This window comes from Rhizobium sp. K102 (genome assembly GCF_022385315.1).
GTDB lineage: Bacteria > Pseudomonadota > Alphaproteobacteria > Rhizobiales > Rhizobiaceae > Rhizobium > Rhizobium croatiense.
In genome coordinates, this window is record NZ_CP092432.1 from 383,365 (window position 1) to 399,609 (window position 16,245).

General features: G+C 57.5%; 9 protein-coding genes and 4 pseudogenes. 6 read left to right on the forward strand and 7 right to left on the reverse strand.

What is annotated here, in order from left to right:
- Positions 1-19 precede the first annotated feature (19 nt).
- Positions 20-1,654, forward strand: a complete 1,635-nt coding sequence (locus tag MHI61_RS01860; protein ID WP_029875830.1) for an IS66 family transposase — start codon at positions 20-22, stop codon at positions 1,652-1,654.
- Positions 1,655-1,680: 26 nt separating this feature from the next.
- Here the strand turns inward: MHI61_RS01860 and MHI61_RS01865 are convergent.
- Positions 1,681-2,129, reverse strand: a pseudogene (locus MHI61_RS01865) (IS3-like element ISRel21 family transposase); the annotation flags it as partial.
- A gap of 825 nt (positions 2,130-2,954) precedes the next feature.
- On the opposite strand from MHI61_RS01865, the pseudogene MHI61_RS01870 reads away from it, so the two are divergent.
- The 5 genes and pseudogenes from MHI61_RS01870 to MHI61_RS01885 all read left to right on the forward strand — a co-directional run.
- Positions 2,955-3,217 (forward strand): annotated as a pseudogene (locus MHI61_RS01870) (Tn3 family transposase); the annotation flags it as partial.
- 462 nt (positions 3,218-3,679) lie between these two features.
- Complete coding sequence (locus MHI61_RS32570; protein ID WP_004676277.1) at positions 3,680-3,805, forward strand: hypothetical protein; 126 nt, start codon at positions 3,680-3,682, stop codon at positions 3,803-3,805.
- A 114-nt stretch (positions 3,806-3,919) separates the two neighbouring features.
- On the forward strand, positions 3,920-5,005 hold the full coding sequence (locus MHI61_RS01875; protein ID WP_008533948.1) for an HlyD family efflux transporter periplasmic adaptor subunit: 1,086 nt from the start codon (positions 3,920-3,922) through the stop codon (positions 5,003-5,005).
- Positions 5,006-5,032: 27 nt separating this feature from the next.
- Complete coding sequence (locus tag MHI61_RS01880) at positions 5,033-7,180, forward strand: peptidase domain-containing ABC transporter (protein WP_004676279.1); 2,148 nt, start codon at positions 5,033-5,035, stop codon at positions 7,178-7,180.
- Positions 7,181-7,288: 108 nt separating this feature from the next.
- Positions 7,289-7,687 (forward strand): annotated as a pseudogene (locus MHI61_RS01885) (DDE-type integrase/transposase/recombinase); the annotation flags it as partial.
- Positions 7,688-7,710: 23 nt separating this feature from the next.
- Here the strand turns inward: MHI61_RS01885 and MHI61_RS01890 are convergent.
- The 6 genes and pseudogenes from MHI61_RS01890 to MHI61_RS01915 form a co-directional block, all read right to left on the reverse strand.
- On the reverse strand, positions 7,711-9,774 hold the full coding sequence (locus MHI61_RS01890) for a recombinase family protein (RefSeq protein ID WP_011053488.1): 2,064 nt from the start codon (positions 9,772-9,774) through the stop codon (positions 7,711-7,713).
- Entirely contained in the window at positions 9,764-9,961 is a 198-nt protein-coding gene (locus MHI61_RS01895; protein ID WP_011053487.1) for a hypothetical protein, read from the reverse strand. The genes MHI61_RS01890 and MHI61_RS01895 overlap by 11 nt, the downstream gene beginning before the upstream one ends.
- A 798-nt stretch (positions 9,962-10,759) precedes the next feature.
- Entirely contained in the window at positions 10,760-11,245 is a 486-nt protein-coding gene (locus MHI61_RS01900; protein ID WP_004677039.1) for a NifX-associated nitrogen fixation protein, read from the reverse strand.
- A 281-nt stretch (positions 11,246-11,526) separates the two neighbouring features.
- A pseudogene (nifH, locus tag MHI61_RS01905) lies at positions 11,527-11,672 on the reverse strand (nitrogenase reductase); the annotation flags it as partial.
- Positions 11,673-12,923: 1,251 nt separating this feature from the next.
- Complete coding sequence (gene nolL, locus MHI61_RS01910) at positions 12,924-14,036, reverse strand: nodulation factor fucose acetyltransferase NolL (RefSeq protein WP_309506638.1); 1,113 nt, start codon at positions 14,034-14,036, stop codon at positions 12,924-12,926.
- Between the two features lie 873 nt (positions 14,037-14,909).
- Complete coding sequence (locus MHI61_RS01915) at positions 14,910-15,683, reverse strand: aquaporin (protein WP_004677031.1); 774 nt, start codon at positions 15,681-15,683, stop codon at positions 14,910-14,912.
- Positions 15,684-16,245: the final 562 nt, after the last annotated feature.

A 16,245-nucleotide genomic window follows, 5' to 3' on the forward strand; every position in this document is an offset into this window, starting at 1 on the left:
AATATGATTCCATCCTACCATGAACGATGCGGCCGAACAGCTTCCTGACGATCTTGCCAGTGCGCTTGCACTGCTGGCGCAAGAGCGTGCCTGGCGTATGAAAGCCGAGGCGGAAGCCGCCAGTGCCAAGGCGCTCGTGTCACATTCAGAAGCGCTGATCGCGCGGTTGAAGCTGGAGATCGAGAAGGTTCGCCGTGAACTTTACGGCAGCCGGTCCGAGCGCAAGGCGCGACTTCTCGAGCAGATGGAGCTGCAACTCGAGGAACTCGAAGCCGACGCTGGTGAAGACGAACTGGCGGCGGAGATTGCTGCCAAGGCTTCTACAGTCCGGGCGTTCGAGCGAAAGCGTCCATCACGGAAGCCGTTTCCCGAACACCTGCCGCGCGAGCGCGTCGTCATCGCCGCCCCGACGAGTTGCCGCTGCTGCGGTTCCGCCAGGCTGTCGAAGCTCGGCGAGGACATCACCGAGACGCTGGAGGTGATCCCGCGCCAGTGGAAAGTCATCCAGACTGTGCGGGAGAAGTTCTCCTGCCGCGAATGCGAGAAGATCACTCAGCCGCCCGCACCTTTCCATGTGACGCCGCGCGGTTTTGCCGGGCCGAACCTGCTGGCGATGATCCTGTTTGAGAAGTTCGCCCAGCATCAACCGCTGAACCGCCAGAGCGAGCGCTATGGCCGAGAGGGGATCGACCTCAGCTTATCGACACTGGCCGACCAGGTCGGTGCTTGCGCGGCGGCGCTGAAGCCCATTCATTCGTTGATCGAGGCGCATGTTCTGGCCGCCGAGCGGCTGCATGGCGACGACACCACCGTGCCGATCCTGGCGAAAGGCAAAACCGATACGGGGCGCATCTGGACATATGTCCGGGATGACCGACCGTTCAGCGGGCAGTCACCACCGGCAGCTCTTTACTATGCGTCGCGGGACCGGCGGCAGGAGCATCCCGAGCGCCACCTGAAGACCTTTACCGGCATTCTGCAAGCGGATGCTTATGGCGGCTACAATCCCCTGTTCAAGGTTGACCGCGATCCCGATCCGCTGACGCAGGCACTGTGCTGGGCGCACTCACGCCGCAAGTTCTTTGTGCTCGCTGACATTGCCACGAATGCCAAACGCGGCAGCCGTGCCATGCCGATCTCGCCGCTGGCGCTGGAGGCTGTCAAACGGATCGATGCCCTGTTCGACATCGAGCGGGAGATCAACGGGCTTGCCGCCGACGAACGCCTGCAGCGCCGTCGCATCGACAGCCTCTCACTCGTCAAAGAACTCGAGGACTGGATGCGGACCGAGCGGGCAAAGCTGTCGCGCAGTTCTCCTGTCGCCGAGGCTATCGATTACATGCTGAAGCGTTGGGACGGCTTCACGTCATTCCTGGAAGATGGGAGAATTTGCCTGACGAACAATGCAGCCGAGCGGGCGCTGCGAGGCTTTGCTCTCGGAAGGAAGTCATGGCTCTTCGCCGGATCGGATCGTGGTGCTGATCGCGCAGCCTTCATGGCGACGCTGATCATGAGCGCAAAGCTCAACGACATCGATCCGCAAGCCTGGCTTGCTGATGTCCTCGCCAACATCGCTGACACGCCGACGAGCAAACTGGAACAATTGCTTCCGTGGAACTGGACGCCGACGGCGCTGGATGCTCAAGCGGCCTGACCTGCGTCCTTCACCGGATGCTTACAGCCGTACCGCACACGGATCTCGCAGATCTCGCGAATACGACGTTCCAGACCGGCCTGATCAGCACGGCGAGAGGTATAGTGGTGAGTTGATCGATCGAAGTTCAACGCTCCACAAGCACGTCGGATCGAGATCGCCCAATCGCAGCACATGCCTTTCACCATCTCCCGCTTCCGAGCAGGCCTTAGAGCTTTCGGCGGATGACATCCTGCAACATCTCGCGGTCCAGCGTCAGATCCGCGACGATCTTCTTCAGGCGCGAATTCTCGTCCTCGAGCTGTTTCAGCCTCTTCATCTCCGGTGGCAGCATGCCCGCGTATTTTTTCTTCCAGTTGAAATAAGTCGCCTGGCTGATCCCCGCCTTCCTGCAGATTTCAGCAACCGACACGCCTTCATCACCTTGCTTCAGAATGAACGCCTTCTGAGCGTCCGAAAACTGCGACGCTTTCATCGTCTTCTGGTCCCTTTCCCAGCCAGGAAAATGCACCGGAAAACTCTAACCAAAACTGGTCCAGTTTGAAGGGTTCAGATCAAAGTGCACAAGATGGTGGCGAATGGGAACGTAGGGTCGTCGCCTCGATCGCCAAGAAATTGAAAAGGGGCCAGCGAGGAGCGCCTTTTGGCTCGCATCGCCGGGTCCGCGATCAAGGCCCTCGACGGAGCGGTGCCGAAATTGCCGAACAGGCGATACTTTCGGCTCTGGTCCGCAAATACAAGACTGGCGGTTCCTAAGCAGCGAGCCCAGGCGGTGCCACGTTCCTCCTACGGCATTTCATTATCCACGCATGTTGCCGAGGCTGCTGAGCCTGCTCGAATTCCGGAACAATGCAGCACATCGGGTCCGCCATCGCGGCGCTGGAATGGCTCAAGCGTCTGATCGACGAGGACGACAGACGGATCGACCCGTATCGATCCGAGACCTGGCTGTAGGCCTGAAGGCCTAGCATCCTGCCGTATTTCACGTTTACCAGGGCGTGGCCTTGTCCCTATTGGCAGATGCTATGGCCGGATGTGTCAAGTAAAAGATCCACCGGATGCGAAAAGAAACACGAGACCTATTGGGCAATGCTTGGGCGGGTCCCGACGCTATGGCGATCTCAGACCTGCACTTGTTCCGGCCCAGGCTGTGGCCGACAGCGATCGTCTCGCGGGGCCGTTGCGACAGGAGGATAGCTGGCAAATCTCAAGCTCACCTCGACATCCGGTTACGCGAGCTTGGCCGCGCCAGCTCGGGCTGTTACGATTCCGGGCGGCTCGATTGCGAAGGCGACGTCCAGACGTGGATGCTGCGACTGGCTTCTGCGAAGCATTCAGTCATCTGCGTACAGGAGCGCCCTGCGATGAACGTCATCCTCGCAGAAGAGACTAGCTTTGGCCTGCGCATGATGGCCGATGCCACAGACACCCACACCTTGTGGGTGTTAATCCGTGTTCGACAGTGGCATGTCGAGAGCGAAGCCTACGACCGGGCGCTAGCCAGGGTGGTCGAGGCGCAGGCGGGGTTACCGATCCATGGGCACTCCGGCTTCGAGCGACGGCCTATTATTTGCCGCCACAGCGCAAGGCGACGGCCCGCGGCACCAAGCGGCGCATCCGCGCCCACTATCGTGCGGAGGGCCACCAACAATTCACCAGGTTTCAGAGTGAATCAGCAGCAACAAAAATCGACGGCAAACTCGATGGGGGCTACGCGGATGGGGGCGCGCTTACTGAGCGCCGAGTCTCAACTGTACCGTCGCCACCGAACTTTGGAGCTGTCGATCCTGTTCAGGACGTTCATTCAGAACCCTACTCGGTTTGTCGTGCTTGCGACAGCGTGATGTGCGGTTTGGCACGTCTCGGCGCTCTAGGGCAGCCATTGAATAACATACAGAACAGTTTTCTGATGCTTTTCGCTCCTTCTGCATTGGCACGAATCTTGAACCTTTTTGTTGCGCGCCGCTAGGAGCTCCCAACGGGGACCTTGGCATCTTCTCAATCCAGCTCTGAACGGAGACACCAATGATGAACAACATGGCAGCCTATCGTGTAACCGAATTAACCCCTCAAGAAGCAGCTGAAACCTCCGGAGGTTGGTATTTTTGGGTTTACTTGTTTTTGCGACGTTACGGACACTTGTTTGGTTGATAAGCGAGCTGGCTCTCGATGGCTCCTAGTGACTACAGACTAGCAGTTCCCCTTTCTGCTGAAACGGCCAGCTGCACCGCAGAAAGCATACTGGCGCGACGATCAGGACGATCCTTGAGCATTTATAGGGCGATCTTGCTCTTCGTCGCCGCGGCATTTGGCTCACTGCCACTCGTTACCATCCCGGTCTCCATGCAGAGTGTCGGTACTATTCGCCCGATCGTGGAGAAGACGCCCCTGATAGCGCCCGTCTCCGGACGCATCTCCCGTGTCCTTGCCTTTGAGAACGATGTCGTTGCTAAGGGGAAGGAAATAATCGCCTTTGACGATCATGTAATCGAGGAAAAGCTCAGCGGGGTTTTAGCCGACATTCATGCCAAGAGCGATCTTGCCCATGACTTCCAAACGCTGATTTCTTCCGGCGCAAGGCTCAGCGTCTCGCCCCCCCTCCAAACCGAATCCGCGACGGCTGAAAGGGTGCATTTTCTCAACTTGCTGCGCGAGAACCAAAATGCGCGCAGTAACGCCGCGGCGGAACTCGACCGCGCAAAGCGACTTGTCTCGGCTGCTGCGGCGCCCGCGAAGACCGTTGACGAGAAGGCTTTCGCTCTCCAAAATATCGAGGTCCAAGGCGAGATCCTCGTGCGACGCAAAACCGCTGATTGGAACCAGAAGCTCCTTGATGCTAACCTGCGCTTAAAGGAACTCACGGCCACCTTGCATCAGCTCGAGCACGAACGGGACCTGCACCGCATCCGCGCCCCAGTATCGGGTGCTCTCGAGCAGTTCTCCGGCCTCGCGCACGGAAGCTACGTGCAGAGCGGGCAAACCGTTGGTTGGATCTCGCCGAACGACGATCTGGTGGCGGAAATCTACGTCTCCCCCAACGACATTGGCTTTGTGCAGCCTGGTCAGCCGGTGCGGCTCCAAGTGGATGCCTTTAACTACAACCAATGGGGTGTCATCAAAGCAAGGGTGGTCGAGGTGGCGCAGGACTTCACTCTGCATGACGGGAACCCGGTCTTCAAGGTCCAGTGCGCGCTCTCTCGCAGCGAACTCGCGCTGAAAAGCGGGGCCATCGGCCACCTGAAGAAAGGCATGACCGTGCGGGCTCGCTTTCTGTTGGCCAATCGCACTCTCCTGCAACTGCTCTACGACGAGGCAGACGATTGGCTCAACCCGATGCTGGCGGGGCGCTAATATTGTCCCAACAGCCAGCGAGCCTCCATGTCGAGTAAGGCCATTAAGTTCAAACAGCGTGACATCACGGATTGCGGCGCCGCCAGCCTCGCATCTGTCGCAGCCTTCTATGGCTACAAGTTGCCATTGGCGCGCATCCGCCAGTATGCGTCGACCGACCGCTCCGGTACGAGTGTGCTGGGGCTCACGGAAGCGGCGCAGAAGCTGGGCTTCATCGCGAAAGGCGTCAAAGGTGGCTTCGACAGCCTGTACAAGATCCCCAAGCCCGCTATCGCGCACGTCGTCAAGGAGGACCTGCACCATTTCGTAGTGGTCCATGCGATCGACGCCAAGTGGGTCATCGTCATGGACCCGGCCTTGGGCGAAATCTGCAAAGTGCCGCATCAGGAATTCATGGAGCAATGGACCGGCGTTCTGGTTTTGCTGGTTCCGGCAGACACATTCAATCGTCGAGACGAGACCACGTCGCCCCTCGCCCGATTCGCCCGCCTACTCGCGCCACACCGCACGGTGATGGCGCAGGCTCTCGTCGGCGCTCTTGTGACGACCGTCCTCAGTCTCTCGACGGCGATCTACGTTCAGAAGATCGTTGATCACGTGATCCCAGCGGGAAACCGCAACCTGCTCAACTTGATGAGCATCGCAATGCTGCTGATCCTAGCGATACAGATCCTGATCAACCTCCTAAGAGGCCGACTCGTCCTGCAGACGGGGCAGAAGATCGACGTATGCTTGATCCTCGGCTATTACAATCACATCCTGGCCCTGCCCCAGAAGTTCTTCGATAGCATGCGCATGGGAGAAATCGTGTCGCGCATGAACGACGCTGTGAAAATCAGGAGCTTCCTGAACGACGTTTCGATAAACATGTTTGTTGACATTTTAATGATACTGTTCTCGTTCGGAATGATGTTCATCTATTCCTGGAATATTGCTTTGATCGTGGCGCTCGCCATTCCAATGTACATCCTGGTATATTGGGCCATCAATCGGATGAATCGAAATCTCCAACGAGTTATCATGGAAAATGACGCCAAACTCGAGGCGCAACTGGTAGAATCACTCGGAGCTGTCTCCACCATTAAGACTTCCGGCGTCGAGAGCTTCGCAAACTTCAAAATGGAGACCCGCTTCGTAAAGATGCTGCATTCCGTCTACAGCTCCGGGCTGATCTCAATCTGCGGCGACAACGCCTCGACGTTGCTGTCGGTCCTGTTCACCATCGTGCTGATGTGGTTTGGAACCACGCTTGCGCTCGAACAGGCCGTCACGCCCGGCGAATTGCTGTCCTGCTATACGTTGCTTGGCTATATCACCCGGCCGGTCGCCCGCCTGATCCAGACCAACCGGATCGTTCAAGACGCGTTTATCGCGGCGGATAGACTTTTCGAGATCTTTGAACTGGAGTCGGCAAGCAGCAGCGGCATCGATGCTACGAAGACCGATCTCGGAGATATTCGCCTGGAGAACGTCACATTCCGCTATGGCGCGCAGGCGGAGGTTTTCAGCGATCTAAGCGTCTCCTTTCGCCAAGGAGAGTTGACGGCCGTCGTGGGTGAGAGCGGCTCGGGCAAAAGCACCCTTGCGGCTCTGCTGCAGAATGTCTACCAGCTTGAGGATGGATGCATTCGGATCGGCCAATATGCCCTCCAGGATTTCTCGAGCGCATCACTGCACAAGGTCATGGCTGCAGTACCGCAATCGATAGACGTCTTCTCCGGTTCCGTGATCGAGAACATCGCCCTGGGCGAGTTCGAACCGGAGTTCGATAAGATCGTACGCATCTGTGATCGAATAGGACTGCGGGAGTGCATCGAGCGCTGGCCCGGGCGGTTCCAGGCCCATCTGGGCGAGAACGGGGTTCGCCTCTCCGGAGGTGAGAAGCAGCGCCTCGCATTGGCTCGGGCCCTGTACCGGGATCCCGACGTTCTAATCCTTGACGAAGCGACCTCCTCTCTGGACTCGGCAGCCGAAGAATTTGTGCTGCGGGTTGTTGAGGATCTGTCTCGCGCTGGGAAGACCATCATAGTCATCACTCATCGGTTGAGCACCGTTCGTGGGGCGGACAATATTGTGGTCCTGGACAAGGGGCGGGTCATTGAGGAGGGAAAGCACGCTGACCTAGTGAGAACTGATGGCCCTTACGCTCGATTATGGCGGGCGCCAAGGTCGTGATCCGTGTAGGCCCTGTCGGCTCGAGGATTGAAAACGGTTGTGAACGTCACGGTTAAGCAGCATGGCAACATTGTCGGCTGTGAACTTGAAGCGGCGGTGATCGGAACGTGGGCGATGGACTTCGTTCACGACCAACTCGCAACGGGTAAGAAACTGCGCGTGCTGACGGTGGTCGACACCTTCTCGCGCTACGTGCCGGTGCTTGATCCACGTCATAGCTATAGAGGCGAAGACGTTGTGCAAACCCTTGAACGGGTGTGCCAAAAAGCCGGCTATCCGAAAACGATCCGTGTCGACCAAGGGACCGAGTTCGTGTCGCGCGACTTGGACCTGCGGGCCTATTCCAAGGGTGTGACGTTGGACTTCTCACGCCCCGGCAAGCCGACTGATAATGCTTTCATCGAAGCGTTCAATGGCCGCTTCCGTGCAGAATGCCTGAACCAGCATTGGTTCCTGACCCTTGCGGATGCCCGCGAAAAGATGGAGGATTGGCGTAGATACTACAATCCTGTTTCATAACTCCCATCTTCCTATGTCATCGAAAGGAATAGATTTTCCTGATCTGGAGGCGATCCCGCGGGGTGGCGAGGGTTCTTCCGTACACGATCGAGAATCTGACGTGCTTGCGGGGTCGCGAGTTTGGAACGGCTGAAGATCCATGGGCCATCGGGTAGCGGATGAGCCCCCTTAATATCGCCAGCCTCGGCCGCCAGACGCAGCGTCTTTGGCGATATCCCGAGTAACTTCGCCGCACCGCCCAGATTAAGCCATGGCTCAACCCCGTCGATCTGCGGACGGAAGACCGGAATCTTGCGATATGACCTCAGCGCGGTGACCCGCTCCCGTGTCCAGCGATTGCCATTGCCGGTCGTCAGTCCGTTGCGATTGAGGACACCGGCAATCACATCATCATTGGCGATCAAGACGAGCTGTTTCACAGCGTCGACAATGTCGTCAGGGGTCGCATTTCTTTGGCCACGGTGTCGCTTCGGCAGGCGCAGTTCGGTGTGGACGCCTCCAACCCAATGAATGACGAGGACGATCTCAGAGGTTCCATCATCGAGATCGGCGACCACTTCATTGATGAGCGTGCGCACGATGCGCTTCTTCAGCCTTGCATCGGTTGTCGGCGCCGTCCAGACGGCGCGAAGGTTTCCCGCAAGTGCGGTTACCTGTGATGCGGACATGGGGAACGGATGCGGCGTAACTGTCCGATGTTTGGCAATCTTGGCCTCGATCTCACCGACGCCAGTCAGCGCCTTGTTCCAGCGTGCTTCCAGCTCCGACGTCACCAGCCTATTCTCCGGATCAGCCGCGTCATATTGCCGGAATGCCCGGTCGGCTACATAGCGTGCTGCCTCGAGGTCGCGCATCAGGGCATCCTGAACCTGATCGCGTTGGTTGGCCATATTGCGTTCCGCCTCGACGGCGGCGGCAATGGCTCCTGGCTCGACCACGCCGAGAAGTGCCTCTTCGATCGCGTCATCGACCCGCAGACCGCCGAAGGCGATGCAACGTGGTTCGCCGTTGTCGAGCAACCCTCGCCAACAGGAATAGCGCGGGATGTTATGGTTGGCTCCTGTGTAACGAACCGTCAGCTTCCGGCCGCACCTTTTGCAGCGGAACAGGCCGGCAAGCAGAGCGCCGCCATGCTTCGGCGCTCCATGATGGCGACTGGCCGGTACATTGTCGCTGACCATCTTGCGGATCTCCTCCGCCCGTTCCCAACTGATGTAACCTTCGTGCGCATCCGGGATCAGCGCCAGCCATTCATCACGCGCCTTGCGGCGAATTCCAGATCGGCCATCGTATCCTGGTACGGAACGACTCTTACCATAAGCATAAGCGCCGCCGTAGATCGGGTTCGCAATCATCCGGTGGATGGTGGCATAATTTGGCCTGCGCCAGATGACGTCACCGTTGGCGCACCTGACGGGCAGGTCCAATCCCTGCTCAAGGAACCATAGCAAGGCCTGCCGGGCACTCCCGAGTTCGGTGACCTTGTCGAAGACGAGTGCGATGGCTTCCTGGATGCGCCGATTGGGATCCTTCTCGATCCTGTCACCGGCCTTTACGAAGCCGGCCGGAACAGTGACGACGAGTTCACCGCGGCGAGCCTTCTCATAGCGGGCGGAAAGGGAACGCTGACGCAAGAGATCGAGTTCATACTCGTTGAGGCTGCCCTTCAAACCCAAGAGCAGGCGGTCGTTGCCCTGGCGGGGCGCATAAACTGCTTCCTGGTCGACCAGGACGGTATCAACAACGCGGCACATCTCGATGAGTTGCTGCCAATCGCGGCTGTTCCGGGCGAAGCGCGATACCTCACGCGCGGCCACGGCGCCTACCTTGCCAAGGCAGACTTCCGCCACCATCCGATCAAATCCAGCGCGGGTCACGCCGCCGGCGGCCGAACGACCAAGGTCGTCATCCACCGTCTCTATATGTGACCATCCAAGCGCTGCCAGACGGTCGCGCATGGCGTACTGGAGGGCGCTGCTCTCTCGATTGTGCAGAACCTGGTGAGCCGAGGACTGCCGAACATAGAGGATGGCCTTCCGCTCCAGATGATGCGGCGCGATCTTCTCATGCATCATGACCGGCCTCCTTCTGTTGGCAGGCATGTCCGCACTTTGCGTGATCGACGAACAGCCGCACGATGAGCACCGTCAACGCTTGGCGGGTCTCCTCCGGCAACTCCGACCATTGCGGCGTCCCTGCCGTCTTCCCCCGCTGCGGGGCCGAGAACAGATCGAACTGGCATGTCATGGGCTGGCGAGGCATGAACATCTCTCCGACTCGTTTCGTGAGAGACCAATGCTGCGCCCATTACCGAAGATTGCGATGAGGCATCAGCGTCCTTCAGCAATCTTGCCAAAGAATGCAGGCTTGCGAGATCGACGTGCGGGACCGCCAGGCTGCGCCAACAACCACTCACTGATCGGTCGAACATCCACGACGGGACCTCAAGAAGTCGACCAGAAGAAGAACCAGAAAGGCTGCAGCGGAAAATATGCGTCCCTTTAGACACCGCCTCATGCACGTGAACAAGCCGTCCGGACCAGGGATGCCACGGATACAGAAGCTCGCGAACCTCGGTCCCGTGGGTGTTCTGTCGTCGTGTTGTACAATGAGGAAAGACCTCATGGTGCGATCGGCAACAAGGTGCCGATCTCGTTGGTGAATTCGGGAGGCGCAACCAGCCCGCCTCCCTGAATGAAGCCGGAAAACTCTAGCATCCGGTGGTCCAACGTTTGGGAGCGTTTCAAGACCGCCGAGGCTCTAATCGCCGCCGGATGAAAATTCAGTGACAGGTCATTTGAAGGCCAACCACCTACCTTCCTGCCGAACACTGGCAGACCAGAAAACAAGGGGCGCAGCCAATACACGTCGCTTGATCAGTGCTTGTGAGATACGCCGGAGCCAAAGAGGAGCCGTAGTGAGTAGTGAACGCACTGTCATGCAGGTTCCTCCATGTCGCCCCCCCCCCGCGCCAAGAACGCTAGGGCACACCCCCGGATTGCTTGATTGCTGGGCAGATTAGCGAAGAATTCCGCCCTATATGAGCCGTTTCAACCGCACTTAAACGCGCGCTACATCTGAATAGGTCTTAATTGTTGTTAAGCCATTATCGACCAGGCCAGTTCCCGCCTCGGCGAGCTTTTGGAGGTTGTCGAAGCCAAATCGATGTACGTCGCGGAGCGTCTTCGAGAGTACTACGAGCCGCCCCGCCGTGAGTAATATCCGACCGAATCCCTCATGGTTCACAGTCAACACCGGTGACGCCATCAGTCCGGACTGCTCCTCTATAGCAAGTGCTACGGCGGCATAGAAGATCTCAAGCCGCCACTGCACCTCTAGGTCAGGTCCCCCGATGAGAGGAATCGCCCTACGCTGCTGCCTCGTCACGATGAAATCACAGAGCAAATCGGTGTCCGATTTCTCTTGCCACAATTCAAAGGTGTCTTGAGCACGCATCAGACGCAAGAGGCACTTAATGAAAGGCGTGGCGAGAGCATCTTTCTCATCTAATCGAGCATTGTTGGGGACAGGGGTGACGTTTGACATCAGTTAAAATCCTCCTGAGTGTTGGATGCGGTTTGACTAAGGGCCACACCCGCTTCCGGTAACACCATCCCTTAAAATGGTGCGGCAGATGGGACCTGTGGCGACGCAACTTGGCCCGGACGAATGACATGGCCCCTCGAAACGGGGCGGCCGCAACAACAACGGCAAGCGGCGGGCAACGCTGGCGGGCTTGACGAAAAGCGCTTCACAAGCGAGATTCCCGTCGCGATAGTCCAGTGGCGGTAGGTTTCGCCGCGAACTCCACCCTCAACCAACCTATTCGCCGCCAGGTGTAAAACCGTGTCTCGGGCTTTCGAATTGAGGATCAGGCGGGGGGTGGAATCAGCTTTTCGAGGTCGACAAGGACAGTGAGAGTATCTTGAGAGGCCGTGTACTTGCCGATCCCCCCTTTTCCGTGCGAACTGATGCAGACCTGCCATGTATTTTCCCTTCAAGGTTCAAATCGACTTCGACCGGACGCCACACGTTCCACCAGGCGATTGCCCGCCGCGTAGTTCTGGGAGTTCAAGACTCATGCCAGTCTCCTCCGCTGAGGTTCGGAACACGGCATCTGTATTGTTTCCAGCTTCTTAGCTAGCCCATGAAGAATTGATCGAGGACAACGTTGTCGTGAACCGGACAAGACGCGGTGGGGATCGAAGAAATGGCATCCCGGTGCAGCGGCGGAAGCCTATTCTCCGGCCACGTCAGCAACAAATGACACCCGCCGAAGCCGCTCCGCTCTCAATTCGCGGATTGGGCGCAATGTCCGGCCGCTTGCCGAGGTGCAGCCGGTCGATCTTCTTTGCTTGGCGATCACAGCGCCTCCCAGTGATGGACTCCGAGACCCGCATGCATCACTGGCTGGAGCTCCCTTCCTCGACAGTTAGCGCCGTCATTTGGGGGAATGCCGCGGGCAAATGGAAAGCGGCATAGGCCCCCGCGACGCCGGCGACAGCTCAACAACGCTCTGAATTTCCACAGTGAACGGCTGTTAGACGTAGCCGGCAAAGGGGAAGCTCACGAAGATCAGATGGCCCTTCAGGGCCGGGTCCTGGTCCGATGCCCACCGGATCGACCGGCCGCAAGGTTTTAGGACCGTTTCAACAACCAGCCCCTGGGCGCCTCGGCGGCGTGTATCTTAAGTTGCCGGCGTGCGTCGGCCGCGTTCACTCTCTATCCGCACCAGAACACGGCACCCGGGGGATCATGCTGCCGGCACGACCTAGCTGGCCGGTACCGTCGGCGCCGGCAAGAGGATGACTGTGGCAGCGGCCGTCATGGAGCAGTGCTGCCTCGGTGTGACCGCTGAGGCGATACTCGCTGTTTCCGGTCATTGCTTAGCACAGGCCGGAAAAGCGTTTCTGGTACCTTAGCGAACGCTCGCGATTTTAGCAGGGACAACGGGACCTGGCGGCAAGCGGACCCCAAACAAGTGCGAAGCAAACCGAATCTTTGGCAACCTCAAAGAGGGTGGAGTCGATACCCTGGGGGTCAAGCGCCCGCGTCGTCGCGGAGCATTGGGCGCGAGGGGTTTGCGGATTCTCGATACGTGATTGGCACATCAGTCGGACCTCAGCCGATCTTCGTGCAAAAGGATCCTTTAAAAATGGGCCCCTTAACGCGTGCCTTGGCATGCTTGCTTGCTGACGAAGTTTAGGTTGAGAATTGAACACCGCTAGTTATTCGCAGGATTGCTCGGCAAACGAACGAGGCGGGGTGGCGTTCCAAGCATGAGCTGGGACAGATAGGGAATGTCGCGCACGCTCCAGCGAACTGCTAGTGCTACGGCAATGATCATCGTCCCGAGAATTCCCGCCGCGCCAGACCTCATTGTGGGAGCCCATTGTTCTCCGTATTGTATCAAATCCATGAGACGGAATACCGTAGCCTGCACCAGGTACAACACGAGCGTGCTCTGCCCCACTTCCACGGCGATAAAGCGAACCACCCGGTTCGAGCGTCCAATTTTCCAGGATTGAAGCAGAATCTCGATCATCACTGCAGAGGCCACTGTCGAGCCAAAAAACATCAGAAGGATATCTTTTGCCGACTGCAGATCCTGGATTAAGGCGAGATTGTTGTAGACATAGGTGTCCTCGCGCCACGCCATGAAGCACAAGCTAGCCGCGATAGAGGCGGACATCATCAGGAGTGGCTTATGATACCGCATTATGCTCGTCCACCAATCTCTCGACTGCGCAAATGAAAATCCCATGCAGAAAAAGGGATAGGTGTACTTTATGAGAGGGAATATAGAAAACGTCACGGGGGCAACTGCGACCAGTATGGATGAGACAAGCAAAGAGCGTGCCGACCCGGAGTTGAAGATCGAAATAAGTTTGACCAAAAGAAAAGAAGCAAACGCAGCCCAGATGAACCAGTATGTGCCGACGAAATCGTGCATGAATTGCAACAGGTTGCCAGGTGCGTCCGGCGGCCGGGGAAACATGAGCAATTTGACTGCCTCCAAAAGGGTGCACCAGAACAGCGTCGGCACCAGGAGCTGCAGCGCGCGATCACCGATGGCTTGCCTGAACGATTTGCCTAGTAGCCCTGATCTAGAGAGATATCCGCTTATCGCCATAAAGAGAGGCATGTGAAACATGTAGATCGATTTGAAGCATGCCGAATCCCAGAAGCCATCACCCTCGTAAAAGATATATTGTATCAGGTGACCGAAAATCACCAAGACAATGAGTATTCCTTTGGCGAAGTCTAAAGCTAGATCGCGATCGTCGGCCTCTGGCGCCTCAGGCACTGTCTTTCCACCTACAATTCTTGCTCGCATTCTCAACATCTCACGATGCCTACGGGAGCCTTTGAAAGCGGCATTTTCCAACCTCTCGTTCATCATGCAGGCTAATCCAGCTTCCGATCAGCGCTCCGACTTCGGCATGCTGAACGACGGCCAACGGTCATACAATTTGCCTGGGTTCCAAGTTCACAGGGCGACCGTGGCGACTTAGGCCCAGTAGCCGTTTTCGGCGTGTCCATTGGCTGTTTTTCGCCGCAACGTACGCCCCGCCTAAACTCGCTGCCGCGCAACTGCTTGGGCTGCCACGTCGTCGAAATCTTCTAACGGACATTTGCGCGTATGCAAGTAGCGCTGCTTGACTCTGCACTCGGCTATTGTTGCGATTGCATATGATTCTCCATGCCAAACTTGCGCGACACCGTATCAAAAGAACATATTGCCGATTCAATGGCTCCTAGCCGCTGTGGGTATCGTCTATCACCTACCGGCGCTTGGGTGTGGATCGGCACCCCAGCGCAACCCCCCAGACGCTGGAGATTTGCTCCATTAGATCCGCCGCCCAACGTGTCCTATATGGCAGCCTCACCATTGTAAAATTCATGCTCCTAATGACACGCATCTGCGGTATGGATGAGTATCGCGGACCCTTGACAACCTTGAGCGGAAGGTCGGTGAGTATCGCGATACACGAGGCTTTGGCCGCGATCGCCGCCGTTTTGGATCGCCGCCAATGATAGCTGGACGTTGGGCTGCCATTGTCGATCCGTATGCGACGTTTGTCGATACGTCAGAGACGACCGTGGTCCCAATCCGTAGGAAGATCGCAGTAAGCGTCAAGATATGCGGGATGCAACGGCCAGTGTCTGGGGATGCGCTCCCCTGTCAAGGTCGAGACCCCCTCCTCGATCAGTGGCTTTCCCTTTTTGGGATACCTCTCCTTCGGTGGCGAAAGAATGAAACCGGGCTGGATATGTCGCTGGTCATTTCGCGCGATTCAAATTGGCGCAGACTTTGCGGCTCGCTTGACGCGACGATCCCCCTGAGCTGAAGAAGGCCGGCCGCAATAGCGCCGAGCATTGGCGCACATATATAAAGCCAGAGTTGAGAGAGTGCCGCCCCTCCTGCGAAAAGTGCTGGGCCGATCGATCGTGCTGGATTCACAGAAGAACCCGAAACGGTGATACCGCCAAGGTGGATCGCAACTAAGGCAAGTCCAATCGCCAATCGTGCAACAGCGCCGCGTCCAGCCGTGCATTTGAGGAATACAGTTACGAACAGGAACGTGGCGATAAACTCGAATAGGAACGCAGCTCTCCATCCGTAGACTACCCAGCCGGTTTGGGCGAAACCTTCTAGGGTGATATCGTAACCGCCGACCTTGTTCATAGCGATAAGGTAGAGCGTGCCTGCCGCCGCGATAGCTCCTGCACATTGGGCGGAGACATACGCGAGAAAGTCCCACACTCTCAATCGGCGCGACACGAGGAAACCCAGGCTGACCGCCGGATTGAGATGCGCGCCCGAGACTGGGCCAATCGTGTAGGCCATTGCAACCACGGTCGTCCCGAAGGCTAAAGCGACACCCAACAGGCCCACCTCTTGACGCATATAAAGCAATGTGCCGCAGCCGAGGAAGACAAGTGTGAAGGTCCCGAAGAATTCGCAAACATACTTTTTCATTTTTCACTCCATTGATTTGACCCCACGTACTTTTCGGTGTCATCCTCGTGCCGCCAAGCGTTCCGCATGCACCGAACCAATCATCGTGTCAGGTCCCGAAAACCTCCGTAGTTGACTTCAATTGCGTCCTTGTCCGACGAGATCGGCATCAGAGCCTATGGTCAACCAGCGTCACCGATCACCAGCAAACGTCGTACCAAATGAAATATGTTGCGCATCACAGCGATCGCTCTGATGACGTTCGGTCTTAGGTTCGAAAGTGCCGTGAACAGGATAGGCAGGCGAACCGTACCGAGACGTATGGACCCGAGCTGGGCTACGAACAAATCGCCAAGCAGCCCATCCTCAAATTATCGAAACAACGACCCTCTTCATGGCTCCAAGCGGAAGGTGGTGCAAAGCAGGAACCAGGACAAGGGTTGATAAGACCGCCAGGGACGTTCACGAGAAGTCGAGTAACGCCCCTTAGCCACGAACAGGCACATGATCCTTGGCGCGATTTGAAGTCCGCGTGAATTCCCTTGTCCCCAGCGCAACCGTCGACATTTTTCGCAAATGTCGG

Bases quoted from the DNA above. Each gene is read 5' to 3' on its own strand.
- MHI61_RS01915 (WP_004677031.1), bottom strand. From the start codon at position 15,683: ATGAAAAAGTATGTTTGCGAATTCTTCGGGACCTTCACACTTGTCTTC.
- nolL (WP_309506638.1), bottom strand. From the start codon at position 14,036: ATGCGAGCAAGAATTGTAGGTGGAAAGACAGTGCCTGAGGCGCCAGAG.
- MHI61_RS01880 (WP_004676279.1), top strand. From the start codon at position 5,033: ATGTCGAGTAAGGCCATTAAGTTCAAACAGCGTGACATCACGGATTGC.
- MHI61_RS01860 (WP_029875830.1), top strand. From the start codon at position 20: ATGAACGATGCGGCCGAACAGCTTCCTGACGATCTTGCCAGTGCGCTT.
- MHI61_RS01890 (WP_011053488.1), bottom strand. From the start codon at position 9,774: ATGATGCATGAGAAGATCGCGCCGCATCATCTGGAGCGGAAGGCCATC.
- MHI61_RS32570 (WP_004676277.1), top strand. From the start codon at position 3,680: ATGATGAACAACATGGCAGCCTATCGTGTAACCGAATTAACCCCTCAA.
- MHI61_RS01900 (WP_004677039.1), bottom strand. From the start codon at position 11,245: ATGTCAAACGTCACCCCTGTCCCCAACAATGCTCGATTAGATGAGAAA.
- MHI61_RS01895 (WP_011053487.1), bottom strand. From the start codon at position 9,961: ATGCCTCGCCAGCCCATGACATGCCAGTTCGATCTGTTCTCGGCCCCG.